16 protein-coding genes are annotated in these 12,637 nt (G+C 62.6%); 5 read left to right on the top strand and 11 right to left on the bottom strand.

All coding sequences use genetic code 11. The features are described 5' to 3' along the window. Nucleotides 1-176: 176 nt before the first annotated feature. Complete coding sequence (locus ACS0VV_RS08320) at nucleotides 177-1,697, top strand: TadA family conjugal transfer-associated ATPase (protein ID WP_483532249.1); 1,521 nt, start codon at nucleotides 177-179, stop codon at nucleotides 1,695-1,697. A 59-nt stretch (nucleotides 1,698-1,756) separates the two neighbouring features. Here the strand turns inward: ACS0VV_RS08320 and ACS0VV_RS08325 are convergent, their stop codons facing one another. Next, entirely contained in the window at nucleotides 1,757-1,987 is a 231-nt protein-coding gene (locus ACS0VV_RS08325) for a hypothetical protein (RefSeq protein ID WP_483532250.1), read from the bottom strand. Nucleotides 1,988-2,078: 91 nt separating this feature from the next. Here ACS0VV_RS08325 and ACS0VV_RS08330 point away from each other — a divergent pair, with 91 nt between their 5' ends. Both ACS0VV_RS08330 and ACS0VV_RS08335 read left to right on the top strand, forming a co-directional pair. Next, nucleotides 2,079-2,993, top strand: coding sequence for a DMT family transporter (locus ACS0VV_RS08330; protein ID WP_483532251.1), 915 nt, complete (start codon nucleotides 2,079-2,081; stop codon nucleotides 2,991-2,993). Between the two features lie 60 nt (nucleotides 2,994-3,053). Beyond that, entirely contained in the window at nucleotides 3,054-3,185 is a 132-nt protein-coding gene (locus ACS0VV_RS08335) for an entericidin A/B family lipoprotein (RefSeq protein WP_483532252.1), read from the top strand. Nucleotides 3,186-3,223: 38 nt separating this feature from the next. Here the strand turns inward: ACS0VV_RS08335 and ACS0VV_RS08340 are convergent, their stop codons facing one another. The 10 genes from ACS0VV_RS08340 to ACS0VV_RS08385 all read right to left on the bottom strand — a co-directional run bounded on the left by ACS0VV_RS08340 (nucleotide 3,224) and on the right by ACS0VV_RS08385 (nucleotide 10,366). Continuing rightward, the gene (locus tag ACS0VV_RS08340; protein ID WP_483532253.1) at nucleotides 3,224-3,787 is read right to left on the bottom strand and encodes a DUF938 domain-containing protein; all 564 of its coding nucleotides are present in this window, start codon (nucleotides 3,785-3,787) and stop codon (nucleotides 3,224-3,226) included. After that, nucleotides 3,784-4,257: an ABA4-like family protein gene (locus ACS0VV_RS08345; RefSeq protein ID WP_483532254.1), complete on the bottom strand. Its 474-nt coding sequence runs from the start codon at nucleotides 4,255-4,257 to the stop codon at nucleotides 3,784-3,786. The genes ACS0VV_RS08340 and ACS0VV_RS08345 overlap by 4 nt, the downstream gene beginning before the upstream one ends. Before the next feature lie 3 nt (nucleotides 4,258-4,260). Then, nucleotides 4,261-5,010, bottom strand: coding sequence for an NAD(P)H-binding protein (locus tag ACS0VV_RS08350; RefSeq protein WP_483532255.1), 750 nt, complete (start codon nucleotides 5,008-5,010; stop codon nucleotides 4,261-4,263). Continuing rightward, nucleotides 5,003-6,163 (bottom strand): deoxyguanosinetriphosphate triphosphohydrolase, encoded by a 1,161-nt coding sequence (locus tag ACS0VV_RS08355; RefSeq protein WP_483532256.1) that lies wholly within the window; start codon nucleotides 6,161-6,163, stop codon nucleotides 5,003-5,005. Before ACS0VV_RS08355 ends, ACS0VV_RS08350 begins: the two co-directional genes overlap by 8 nt. A gap of 92 nt (nucleotides 6,164-6,255) precedes the next feature. After that, a complete protein-coding gene (locus tag ACS0VV_RS08360; RefSeq protein ID WP_483532257.1) occupies nucleotides 6,256-6,951 on the bottom strand; it encodes an aspartate/glutamate racemase family protein in 696 nt (231 codons plus the stop codon). 33 nt (nucleotides 6,952-6,984) lie between these two features. Further along, on the bottom strand, nucleotides 6,985-8,436 hold the full coding sequence (locus ACS0VV_RS08365; protein ID WP_483532258.1) for an NAD(P)(+) transhydrogenase (Re/Si-specific) subunit beta: 1,452 nt from the start codon (nucleotides 8,434-8,436) through the stop codon (nucleotides 6,985-6,987). Beyond that, nucleotides 8,436-8,717 (bottom strand): NAD(P) transhydrogenase subunit alpha part 2, encoded by a 282-nt coding sequence (locus ACS0VV_RS08370; protein WP_047094117.1) that lies wholly within the window; start codon nucleotides 8,715-8,717, stop codon nucleotides 8,436-8,438. Before ACS0VV_RS08370 ends, ACS0VV_RS08365 begins: the two co-directional genes overlap by 1 nt. Nucleotide 8,718: 1 nt before the next feature. Next, complete coding sequence (locus ACS0VV_RS08375) at nucleotides 8,719-9,072, bottom strand: hypothetical protein (RefSeq protein WP_483532259.1); 354 nt, start codon at nucleotides 9,070-9,072, stop codon at nucleotides 8,719-8,721. A gap of 32 nt (nucleotides 9,073-9,104) precedes the next feature. Continuing rightward, the gene (locus ACS0VV_RS08380) at nucleotides 9,105-10,226 is read right to left on the bottom strand and encodes an NAD(P) transhydrogenase subunit alpha (protein WP_483532260.1); all 1,122 of its coding nucleotides are present in this window, start codon (nucleotides 10,224-10,226) and stop codon (nucleotides 9,105-9,107) included. 17 nt (nucleotides 10,227-10,243) lie between these two features. Further along, the gene (locus tag ACS0VV_RS08385; RefSeq protein ID WP_483532261.1) at nucleotides 10,244-10,366 is read right to left on the bottom strand and encodes an aa3-type cytochrome c oxidase subunit IV; all 123 of its coding nucleotides are present in this window, start codon (nucleotides 10,364-10,366) and stop codon (nucleotides 10,244-10,246) included. Nucleotides 10,367-10,559: 193 nt separating this feature from the next. Between ACS0VV_RS08385 and ACS0VV_RS08390 the strand changes: the two genes are divergently transcribed. Together ACS0VV_RS08390 and ACS0VV_RS08395 are read left to right on the top strand one after the other, a co-directional pair. Further along, on the top strand, nucleotides 10,560-11,978 hold the full coding sequence (locus ACS0VV_RS08390) for a sigma-54-dependent transcriptional regulator (RefSeq protein ID WP_483532262.1): 1,419 nt from the start codon (nucleotides 10,560-10,562) through the stop codon (nucleotides 11,976-11,978). A 98-nt stretch (nucleotides 11,979-12,076) separates the two neighbouring features. Next, nucleotides 12,077-12,637, top strand: a complete 561-nt coding sequence (locus ACS0VV_RS08395) for a hypothetical protein (RefSeq protein WP_483532263.1) — start codon at nucleotides 12,077-12,079, stop codon at nucleotides 12,635-12,637.

Below are 12,637 nucleotides of genomic sequence, written 5' to 3' on the forward strand. Positions count from 1 at the left end.
ACGGTGAACAGCAAATTCACCATCGGCGGCTATTGCGGTTGAAGAGTTTACATCACTCGTCCCGCTTTCGGCGCAAACCTTAGCGAAATGTTTACCAAACTCCGCGAAATGGGTCTGTGTACCGGCGCAGCTTTGATTGAGGTTGCGCCTTTGTGGGAAGAGACGAGGGATAGCGGATGAGCGCTTTCGGACGCAAAAACGGCCCCGGCGGGATTGGCAACGGCGCACGCCCGAGTTTTGGCGTGGCCAAGCCGATGCACGCAGGCGCAGGGGCAGGCAATGCTGACGGCGGTTCAGGGCCGCGGGGTGGCGAGCAATTCCCCCCCGTCCCCGCCGAGGGCGCGCCCCTCTCTTCTGCGGACAAGAACGCCAGCGCGATGGACCGTCTGTCCGAACGCGCCAATGCCGTTCACGAACAGCAGGAATTTGGCGGGTTCGAAGCTAGCGTCCACAAGATCAAGGAACAGGTGCTGCCGCGCCTGCTCGAACGTGTCGATCCCGAAGCCGCCTCGACGCTTTCCAAGGAAGAGCTGAGCGAAGAATTCCGCCCGATCATCATGGAAGTGCTGGCCGAGCTCAAGGTCACACTCAACCGGCGCGAACAGTTCGCGCTGGAAAAGGTGCTTATCGACGAGTTGCTCGGTTTCGGCCCGTTGGAAGAGCTTCTTAACGATCCGGACGTTTCCGATATCATGGTCAACGGCCCTGACCAGACCTACATCGAAAAGAAGGGCAAGCTGACCATCGCGCCGATCAAGTTTCGCGATGAAAGTCACTTGTTCCAAATCGCCCAGCGCATCGTGAACCAGGTCGGCCGCCGCGTCGACCAGACGACGCCGCTGGCTGACGCCCGTCTCAAGGACGGTAGCCGTGTGAACGTCATCGTGCCGCCGCTCAGTCTGCGCGGCACTGCGATTTCGATTCGTAAGTTTTCCGAAAAGCCGATCACCATCGATATGCTGCGCGATTTCGGATCGATGTCGGACAAGATGGCCACCGCACTAAAGATTGCCGGTGCCTGCCGCATGAACATTGTCATCTCGGGCGGTACCGGTTCGGGTAAAACGACCATGCTCAACGCCCTGTCGAAGATGATCGACCCAGGCGAGCGCGTGCTGACCATCGAAGACGCGGCGGAACTGCGCTTGCAGCAGCCGCACTGGCTGCCGCTGGAAACCCGCCCGCCGAACCTCGAAGGCCAAGGCGCGATCACCATCGGCGACCTCGTGAAGAACGCCCTGCGTATGCGCCCTGACCGCATCATCCTGGGCGAAATTCGTGGCGCGGAATGTTTCGACCTCCTCGCCGCGATGAACACCGGCCACGATGGTTCGATGTGTACGCTGCACGCCAACAGCCCGCGTGAGTGCCTTGGCCGTATGGAAAACATGATCCTGATGGGCGACATCAAGATCCCCAAAGAAGCTATCAGCCGTCAGATCGCCGAATCGGTCGACCTGATCGTGCAGGTAAAGCGTCTGCGCGACGGCTCGCGCCGCACCACCAACGTCACCGAAGTGATCGGCATGGAGGGCGACGTGATCGTGACGCAGGAGCTGTTCGCGTTCGAATATCTCGACGAAGGCGATGACGGCAAGATCATCGGCGAGCACCGCTCGTCCGGCCTGCGCCCCTACACGCTGGAAAAAGCCCGCCAGTTCGGGTTCGACCAGGCTTATCTGGAAGCCTGTTTGTAGTTTGCCTCCGGTCGCGCTTGCCGTGACCTAGCGCAAACCAACCGCCAGAGCTTCTATCTCTACCCGCGGATCCAGCCGACAATCCCGAACGCGCACAGCGCGAGGCCAGCGAACATACTTAACGCGCCGATGTCGCGCCACGGCATGATGCCGACCGCATCGGGATGCTTGCGCCGCGCGCGCCGCTGCTCCCCAAGCGCGGCAATGGCCGAGAGCACGAGAAGCGCGCCGCCCGCCATCACGTAACGGGTCGCATCGCTCGACAACAGCAGGAAGGCAGGCCATTTCATCGCCCGCCATATGGTGGATGCAAACCCCTCCCGCAATCCCGGGGAAGCAGCAGGGCTTGCGCGACGACGCAGCAGGCCTAAAGCCGCGAAGGTGAGTTCCGCAAACCAAGACCGCCCGCTGCTTGCCCTGGTTTTTCGCCTGCTCGGCATTGCCGGCTTTGCTCTGATGGCGGTTTGCATCAAGCTGGCGAGCGAAAGCGGCGTCCATCTGCTCGAACTGATCTTTTGGCGGCAATTCGTGACGCTGCCGATCATGCTCGGCTGGGCGATGTTGGCCGGTGGGCTGGTGCTGCTCAAGACTGCGCGGGCGAAGGCCCATGCGCTGCGTGCGGCCTACGGTGTTGTCGGAATGCTGCTGAATTTTGGCGGTGTTATCCTGCTGCCCTTGGCGGAGGCGACCACCCTCAGCTACACTGGCCCGCTATTCGCCGTACTGCTCTCGATCATCCTGTTGAAGGAGACCGTGGGCGTGTGGCGTTGGTCCGCCGTAATTGCGGGCTTTGCGGGCATTGTCATCATCGCGCAGCCGGGCAGCGGCGCGATCCCGCTGACCGGCGCCATGGTGGCGTTGGGCGGCGCGTTTATGATCGCGCTGATTGCCATCCAGATCCGCGACCTCGGCCGCACCGAAGCGCCGATGGTGATCGTGTTCTGGTTCGCGCTCGCAACCGTGCTGGTCACTGCCCCCGCCCTGCCCTTTGTGCATCAGCCGCTCTCGGGCGAGCAATGGCTGCTGCTCCTAGGCATAGGCCTGTTCGGCACGTGGGGGCAGGTGTTCATCACCATGGCTCTGCGCTTTGGCGAGGTGTCGAGCGTGATCGTGATGGATTATTCCAGCCTGATCTGGGCCGCCCTGTTCGGTTGGCTGATCTTTGGCGACCTGCCCACGCCCGGTGTGTGGCTGGGCGCACCTTTTGTTATCGGATCGGGCATCGTGATTACCTGGCGGGAACGCGTCTTGCGCAAGGCTCGCCTCGCCGCAGCAACGCCGCCAGAGGGAACCTGAGCGCGCCATCACCCGTTCATCCGGTATGTTTAGGGCGAAAGCCACGAAAGGATGAGAACCATGGCACGCAAAATTCTGATCGCTCTTACCGCGAGCGTTTTCGCGCTCACCGCGACCGCCTGCAACACCATTCAGGGCATCGGGCAGGATATCGAATCCGTCGGCAAGGCAGGCGAACGCGCGATCGACTAAGCCGCGCTGTCGCGATCAGTCGCGGCGATAGACCAGCGTCAGATTGTTCGCGGGCATAGCGCGGTGCGGGTGAGGCCCGCTTCGACCGCCAGCGCATCAACAGCCTCCAGTCTGCGCAAACCCCAATCCGGATTGCGCGCCTTCAGGCTGGCGTCGAATTCCAGATTGGACACAGCGGTCGGCACATCGGGCTCGATAAACGGGCCGTAGAGGGTCAGCGGCGCGCCCTTTGCCAGCAAGCTGCCCGCGTGCCGTAACAGCCCCTCGGCGGCCGCCCACGGGCTGATATGGATCATGTTCGCGCAAAAAATTGCATCGGCTTTGGCGAGCGGACATTCGGCGTCGGTTACCGAAAAGCTCAAGGGCGGCAGCAGATTGGGCAGACTGCACTCCTCACGATAGGCCGTGATCGAGGCGATGGCTCCGGGATCGGCTTCGCTTGCTTGCCAATTGAGCGCCGGAAATTTCTCCGCAAAGAATACCGCGTGTTCGCCGGTGCCGCTGGCGACTTCGAGTATGATGCCACGCCCCGGCAATTCCTTCGCCAGCACCTCCGCAATCGCTTCCCGATTGCGCAAGGTCGCAGGCGCATGGCGCTTCACAGATTGACCCGGCGCGGGCCAGCCGAAGCGCGGGCGCGCTTTTCACGGATAAGGAACCAGAGGAACAGTCCCGCCGGCCCCGCCATGAAAGTCAGCAGCAGGACGGGCGCCTGCACCAGTCGCGAGAAGCCCTTGTGATCGGCATCCTTGGCGATCCACAATCCGGCAAACAGATCAAAGGCGAGGTAGTGGATCCAGCCGATCGTAATCCCCGCATCGCTGGCAAACAGGGCGCGTACGCCCTCAATGCTCATAAAGGATGCCGCCTGGCCATCGCCAACGACATTGCCGGGATCAAGCGCCCCTGCCAGCAGCAGCGCCATCAGCACGGCGTACGCCATGCATAACAGCCCGACGCCCGCGTAGAACACGAAGGCCTGCGACACCGACGTGCGCGGGAGCAGGATTAGAACCACCCACAGCACCAGCGCCCAGCCATTGGCGATAGCGAAAAGTGTGTCCCAAGGCACAATCTAGCGCTCCCCGCTCTTGAACCTGTCGGCCAGCCGCATGATCCCGTCATGCTCGTGAACGAACTGTCCGCCCGCCTTCTCGCCCGTCGCTTGCAATGCGGCTGCGGCGACATCATCGGCCATGATCGAGCGATATTTGGCGTATTTGCCATGCAGGAACAGATCGGTGAGCGGTGCGAGTACCCGCCCGATCCCTTCAAGCATCCGCACATCGCCTTGTCGCTGTCCGCGCAGCAATCCGGGGCGGAAAATGTCGAGCCGGTTGAAACGCAGCGTCTTCAGCTCCCTCTCGACCTCGCCTTTGGTGCGCAGGTAGAAATTCTTCGACGCGGTGTCGGCGCCAACCGAGGAGATATGCACGAAGCTGCGCGCTCCGGCGGCTTTGGCGGCGGCGGCGACCGCCATCACCAGATCGTGATCGACCGCGCGGAAGGCCCCTTCACTCCCCGCTTTGGTGCGCGTGGTGCCGAGCGCGTTGATCACCGCTTCGGGCGCGAGCATGGCGATGACATCGGGCCAATCTTGATTGTCGGCGAGCACCAGTTCCATCCGCACGCCATCGGGAAAGTCCATCTCGCGCCGCGCCAGCCCTTGCAAAGCGACCTGCGGCGTATGCGGCGTGCGGGCGATTACGCTGCGCCCGACCAGACCGGTCGCCCCCACCAGCAGCACGCGGCGTTTTGCGACGGCCGGAATGGCAGCGATGGCATCTGCCTGTGTATCGAACAGCGGTCCGGCTGCATCAGACATTGCTCAACCCTTCGGGAACTTTGCCGAAAATCCGCGCATATTGGCGGATGGCAAAATGGTCGGTCATGCCCGCCACGAAATCGGCGATGTGACGCCCGCGTTCGGGTGCCGTTTCGGGCAGGCTTTGCATCCAGCGGTCGGGCATCAGCGAAGGCTGCTGGTCATAGGCGGCAAACAGCTTGGCGATCACGGTCTTTGCCAGTTCCGCCGTGCGAACCTGATCGGGATGGTGATAGAGCCGTTCATACATGAACGCCTTCAGCCGCCGCTCGCGTGCGGCCATGTCGGGCGAGAACGTCGCCAAGGCGCGGCCCGCCTGCCGCACTTCTGCGACGCTTTCAACGCCCGCGAGATTGGCCCGCGTCGTCTCCAGCAGATCATTGCACATCACACCGATTTGCGCGCGCACCAGTTCGCGTAACCGCTCATCGCGCGTCGCCAGCGGAAAGCGCGCTTCAATATCGCGCCACAGATCGGCGAGGAAATCGAGGGTCAGCAGATCCTCGAGATCGAGGAAACCGGCGCGCAGTCCATCGTCGATATCGTGATTGTCATAGGCGATATCGTCGGCCAGCGCGGCCACCTGCGCTTCCAGCGAAGGATGCAGGTGCAGATCGAGCGGAAAGGCCGCGTCCAGCTCCGCCAGCGCCCAGCCGGGGGTTGCGACCGGCCCGTTATGCTTGGCGAGTCCTTCGAGCACTTCCCAGCTCAAGTTCAGCCCTGTCATCCCGTGATAGGGACTGTCGAGCCGCATAGCAGTGCGCAAAGTATGGCCATTGTGGCAAAAGCCGCCCGACCGCTCCAGCGCCGCCTCCAGCGCATCCTCGCCCGAATGGCCGAAGGGTGGGTGCCCCAGATCATGCGCGAGGCACAGCGCCTCAGTCAGATCCTCGTCCAGACCCAGATCGCGGGCGATCACCCGTCCGATTTGCGCGACCTCAAGGCTGTGCGTCAGGCGGACCCGGTAATGGTCACCATCGGGCGCGATGAAGACCTGCGTCTTGCCCGCCAACCGCCGGAAAGCAATTGAGTGGATGATCCGGTCACGATCGCGCTGGAAAGCCGTGCGCGGCCCGCGCGCAGTGTGCCCCGGCTGCGAAAACTCGCGCCCTCGGCTGTGCGCAGGATCGGCGGCATAGGGCGCGTAATGCATGGCCTGCACCGCTATGGCAGAGACCGGCCTATGACAACGGGAACAGGGCGCGAACGGCGGCGATTGCCGCGGGAAAACCCCGCTTCGGCGGTCTACTCGCCGCCGATAATCCAGTCCGCCGCAGCATCGGCATGGATGCGCATACAGTCATAGATCGGCAGCACATTGGCATCGATATCGACGATCAGCTCCAGCTCGGTGCAAGCGAGCACCACCGCCTGCGCGCCGTCGCGTTCATAACCGGTGAACCAGGTGCGCAGCGTGCGCTCGGAATCCTTGCGCGCCTTGCCTACCATCAGCTCATCATAGATGATCGCATCGAGCTCTTCGACGTGCTCCATATCAGGCGGTAGCAAATCGACCCCATGCGCCACCAGCCGGCGACGGTAGAAGCTTTCGGTCATCACATTGCGCGTGCCGACAAGCGCGGCACGCTTGATGCCGTCCGCCGCCATTTTCGCACCGACGCATTCGGCAATGTGCAGCATCGGCACGGGCACCTGTGCTTCGATCTCGCGAAACATCCGATGCATCGAATTGGCCCCGATGATGAGCATTTCCGCACCCGCGTCGGCAAGGCGGTTCGCCGCTGCCGTAATCACCGTTGCGCCGCGCTCCCAGTCTTCTGGCGTTTGCAACTGGTAGATTTGCGCGAAGTCGAGGCTTTCGATCAGCAGCGGCGCGGAATGGCGCGGGCCGGCATCGCGCTGGATGCGCTTGTTGATGCGTTCGTAATAGCGGTGGGTCGAAACCCAGCTCATCCCGCCAATCAGGCCGAGTTTGCGCACGTTTGGTAAGCCCCTTGAACCCCGTCGACCAAATCAGTCGAGCGCCTTGACGATTTCCTCGACCATCTTTTTCGCATCCGCCAGCAGCATCATGGTCTGGTCCATGTAGAACACATCGTTGTCGACCCCGGCGTAGCCGACACCGCCCATGCTGCGCTTGATGAAGAAGACCTGCTTGGCCTTGTCCACATCGAACACCGGCATCCCGTAAATGGGCGAGGACTTGTCGGTCTTCGCTGCCGGGTTCACCACATCGTTCGCACCGATGATGAAGGCAACATCGGCCTGCGCGAATTCGCTGTTGATGTCCTCCAGCTCGAACACCTTGTCGTAAGAGACATTGGCTTCGGCGAGCAGCACGTTCATATGCCCCGGCATCCGGCCTGCGACGGGGTGGATGGCGAATTTCACCTCGACGCCTTTTTCCTCCAGCACATCGGTCATTTCGCGCAGAGCGTGCTGCGCCTGCGCCACCGCCATGCCATAGCCGGGGATGATGATGACCTTCTCCGCCTGTTCGAGCATATAGGCCGCATCTGCCGCGCTGCCCTGCTTGTATGGGCGCTGTTCACGCGGTTCGCCACCCGACGCGCCGCCGCTATCGCCGCCGAAGCCGCCCGCGATCACGCTGAGGAAGCTGCGGTTCATCGCGCGGCACATGATGTAGGACAGAATCGCGCCTGACGAGCCGACAAGCGCGCCGGTGATGATCATCGCGGTGTTGCCCAGTGTGAAACCCATCGCCGCCGCCGCCCAGCCGGAATAGGAGTTCAGCATCGACACGACGACCGGCATATCCGCGCCGCCAATCGGGATGATGAGCAGGAAGCCGATGACAAAGGCGAGCACCGTCAACGCGACGATAAAGGGCAGATTTGCCGCCGGATCGGGCGTGTGCGCGAACATCGCGGTCAGCACGAGGATCGCCGCGAGCGTGCCGAGATTGATCACGTGCCGCCCGGGCAGCAGGATCGGCGAACCGCTCATTTTGCCGCTGAGTTTCAAGAAAGCGATGATCGAGCCGGAGAAGGTGATGGCCCCGATGGCGATGCCCAGACCCATTTCGACCTTGCTCACCGGCCCGATGGCGCCGCTCTCGGTCAACAGGCCGAATGCGCCGGGATTGAGGTAGGCGGCCCAACCGACCAGCACTGCTGCGAGGCCGACGAGCGAGTGGAAACCCGCCACCAGCTCGGGCATCTGCGTCATCGCGATGCGGCGGGCGATGGTGACCCCGATGATCCCGCCAAGGAAAATCGCGATTCCGATCTCGACGATATTGGCGAGGCTGTGCGTTACCAACGTCGTGATGACGGCAATCGCCATACCGATCATGCCGTTCCGGTTGCCTGCCCGCGATGTGGCGGGGCTGGAAAGCCCGCGCAATGCGAGGATGAAGAACACGCCTGCAACTAGGTAGGCAAGTGCGACCCAAGGGTTGACGCCAGTGCCCTCGGCGCCAGCTGCAAGGAAGGACATCGTCATCACTTATCCTTCTTCTTGTACATGGCGAGCATCCGCTCGGTTACCGCGAAACCGCCGAAAATATTGACGCTGGCGAGCACAACGGCGAGCAGCCCCAGCCACTTCGCCACATCGCTCCCCGCCTCCGCCGCAGCGATCAGGCCGCCGACGATAATCACGCTGGAAATCGCATTGGTCACCGCCATCAACGGCGTATGCAGCGCGGGCGTGACCGACCACACGACATAATAGCCGACGAAACACGCCAGCACAAAAATCGAGAGGATTGAGATAAAGTCCATTTCAGTCCTTTGTGGCAGTCCAAGGCAGCACGAAGTCGCGCCCTTCCGACCAGCTTACGCCGACCAGAACCGCGCCTGTGAGACAGGCCGAGTGATGATAATTGCCCGAGTTGTCGCTTGTCCGGAACGCAATGCACTCGCGCCCCTGGGCAGCGCCGAAACGGCCTGCCTCGATCGTAGAACCGTAAAGTTCGCCGGTTACGTGATTGGCGTGGGATAAACGCAATACCATCGGTTGCGTGTACCGCTCGTCATCGATTCCGAGACGGAGGTCGACAGTCCATTCGCCTTCAATTGGATGCGGCGGCTCGCCCTCAGCTTCTTCTTGTGCGAGCACCTGTACCGGCGTGACCACCAGAGCCAACGCAAATGCGAGTGTCAGCGCCCTCACCCCAACAGCCTCTCATTCACCACTTCGCCACCCCGCGTCAGCCGCACCGCGTCGCCAATCTCTTCGTCGAGCACCGGCTTGCCGGCTTCCTTGTCCCAGAAGGCGTTGAGGAAGTTGAACAAATTGCGGCTGAACAGCGCGCTGGCATCGGCGGCAAGGTGCGTTGCGGTGTTGGAGAAGCCGATGATTTTCACGCCGTGCTTCACCACCGTCTCGTCCGCTGCCGAGCCTTCAACATTACCGCCCTGCGCCACGGCGAGATCGAAGATCACGCTGCCTTCGCGCATGGTCGCGATCTGCGCGTCCGAAATCAGGCGCGGCGCGGCGCGGCCGGGGATCAGCGCGGTGGTGATGACAATGTCTTGCTTGGCGATATGACTGGACACCAGTTCGGCCTGCGCTTTCTGGTATTCTTCGGACATTTCGGTGGCATAGCCGCCCGCGCCCTCGCCCTCGATGCCAGCGACATTCTCCACAAAGATCGGCTTTGCGCCGAGCGACTGGATCTGTTCCTTGGTGGCGGAGCGCACATCGGTGGCGCTCACCTGCGCGCCCAGCCGCTTGGCCGTGGCAATCGCCTGCAGGCCTGCCACGCCGACGCCCATAACAAAGACTTTCGCCGCCGACACGGTTCCCGCTGCCGTCATCATCATCGGGAAAGCGCGGCCATAGGTGTCCGCCGCCGCGATCACCGCCTTGTATCCGGCGAGGTTCGACTGGCTGGAGAGCACGTCCATGCTCTGCGCACGGGTGATGCGCGGCATGAATTCCATGCTCAATGCCTCAAGCCCCGCCTTGGCATAGGCATCAACCCGCTCGCGCTGGCCGAAAGGATCGAAGGTTGCTGCGACCCAAGCACCCGTTTTCGCGCCTTTCAGCAGCGCCACATCGGGCGCCTGCACGCCGAGCACGATATCGGCATCCTTCACCGCCGCGCTCGCGGAAACAACGTCCGCCCCCGCGTCACGATAGGCGGCATCGGAGATCGACGCGGCAAGCCCCGCGCCTTCCTCAACCGCAACCGCCGCGCCCAGCGCAGTGAATTTCTTGACCGTTTCGGGAGTCGCGGCAACGCGGCTCTCGCCAGCTGCCCGCTCTTTGAGAACCGCTATCCGCATCAACTGTCCGCCGCCGCTCAGGCGATGAGCCAGAGGACGAAGAAGGTGATCGCCATCAGCAAGGGAACGGCCCATTTCAGCGTGCTGATAAAGCTCGAATAGGTGCCGGTGGCGGCTTTCATATCGTGCGGGTTGCTCATGGTGAGAGTAACTTTCCTGCAAGCAAAAGTTGAACTGTTGGCAGTGCTCTATCGCCCGTATTGCCACCGCTCAAGTCCCCACAAGCGATTTACCCCGCTGGCAGAGGGAATTCGGGCTTAATCGGGTTTTTACCCCCTCCTGTTACCACAATGCGTTCCTGCCCGGATGTCCGGGCGATTATGGTGGGTGCGCATGGCAGAGACCGAACAGCGTCTGTTGATGCTGATTGACGATGAACCGGCACAAAGCCGCCTGATTTCCGCGCTCGCCGGGCGCGAGGGATGGCGCACGCTGGTTGTCGGCGATTCCGAAACCGCGATTGCCACTTTGGGCACGCGGCAGGGGATGCAGCTCTCCGCGATTATCCTCGACCAGTGGGTGCCGGGAGACCGCGCCTGCGAACTGATTGCCGAGCTGAAAGAGCGTCGCCCCGCCCTGCCGATCCTGATGCTGACGACCAGCACCAGCCCGCAGCTTGCTGTCGAGGCGATGCGCGCTGGTGCGACCGATTACCTCGTCAAACCCGTCGCGCCCGATCGCCTGATGCAGGCGCTGCGCAATGCAACCACCCGCGAAACACCGCGCGACGAGCTGACCCCGCTCACCGAGAAAATGCCCTCGACCCTCGATTTCGACGCGATGGTCGGGACCGCTCCGCCTTTTCGAGACGCGCTGGCGAAAGCCGCCAAGGCGGCGCGTGGGCATGGCCATGTGTTGATCGAAGGCGAAAGCGGCACGGGCAAGGAAATGCTGGTGCGCGCGATGCAAGGCGCCAGCCCGCGTTCGAAGACCGCCTTCCGGATGCTCAGCATCGCGGGCATTCCCGCAAGCAGCCTCGAATCCGTGCTGTTCGGGCACGAAAAGGGCGCGTTCCCCGGCGCGTTCGAGCAGCAGGTGGGCGCGATCCAGCATTGCGATGGCGGCACGCTGGTGCTCGACGAGATCGACCGCCTGTCGATGGATTTGCAAGACCGGCTGACCGATGTGATCGAGAGCGGGCAAGTCAAACCCATCGGCGCGCAATATGCCTATAAGGTCGATGTCCGCATCATCGCAGCGAGCAATCTGCCGCTCGCCGATCTGGTCGCTACCGGCCATTTCCGCGAAGGCTTGCTGAACGCGATTTCGCGAACTTCCATCGAGCTGCCGCCCTTGCGGGAACGCACCGGAGATATTCCCGCGCTCACCCGCCATTTCCTCGCCCGCATTGGCGAGCAGCCGGGCCTGCGTCCGTTGGGCATTACCTCGGACGCGCTCACCCTGCTCTCCAATTTCGACTGGCCGGGCAATGTGCGCCAGTTGCAGGCCGTCCTCTTCCGTGCCGCCGTGTTCTGCGATGGCGATGCGCTGACCACCGAGGACTTCCCGCAGGTCAAGGAAATCGTCGGCGAATGCGAAGCACCCGATATTCCGGTGCGCGAAAGCGCGGGCGTGCAGCTTTACACCGGCGACGGCAATCTGCGCCCGCTCGAAGAGATCGAGGCCGATGTCATCCGCCTCGCCATCGGCCACTATCGCGGCCGGATGACCGAAGTCGCCCGTCGCCTCGGGATTGGTCGCTCCACGCTCTATCGCAAACTGTCCGATCTGGGCATCGACAACGCCGCCTAAGCGGACGTATCCAGTCGTAAAACTGCGGAACCGTAAGGCGGTTCGTGCGATGTAGTGTCATGCAACGGCCCGAATGCTCTCTCCTTCTGATCTGCACGATGGCGCTGGCGGCCTGCTCGCCAGCATCGAGCGAGCCGACCGAGCCTGCATCCGCTACCGTCCCCACCCAGGCCACACCACTGACCGAGGGGAGCCTTGCGCATGTCCACTACGCCTATGACGCGCAGTTGCTGAGCCAGGTCGAAACCGAGTTGCCGCTGCCTCCCGACTTCAGCGAAACAGCCTTCGCGATAAAGTTCATCCCGCGTGACCTTGTGCAGCAAATCGGGTCGGACGGCTGCTCGTTCGATAACGATAGCCATCGCGAGCCGTGCACCGCCGATCACGAAGTCGGCTTCGCGTTGGCGCTACTCGAGCGCCCGCTGAGCCATTACACCACCGCCATCGCCCAAGACCGCGAGCATATGGCAGCGTTCGAGCCGGCGGAGATGCACGGCGCGGAGGGCGTCACCCTGACGCACACCACCGATCACACCACCACGCGTTACACCTTCCTTCCTGCGCATGACCGCACTTTGATGCTGGTGAGCCGCGACAATGCCGGCGTGCATGAGGCTGCCGAGGCGCTTGAGCAGGTGCGCGACAGCATTACCTTCTAG

Source organism: Aurantiacibacter sp. KMU-128 (assembly GCF_056933515.1).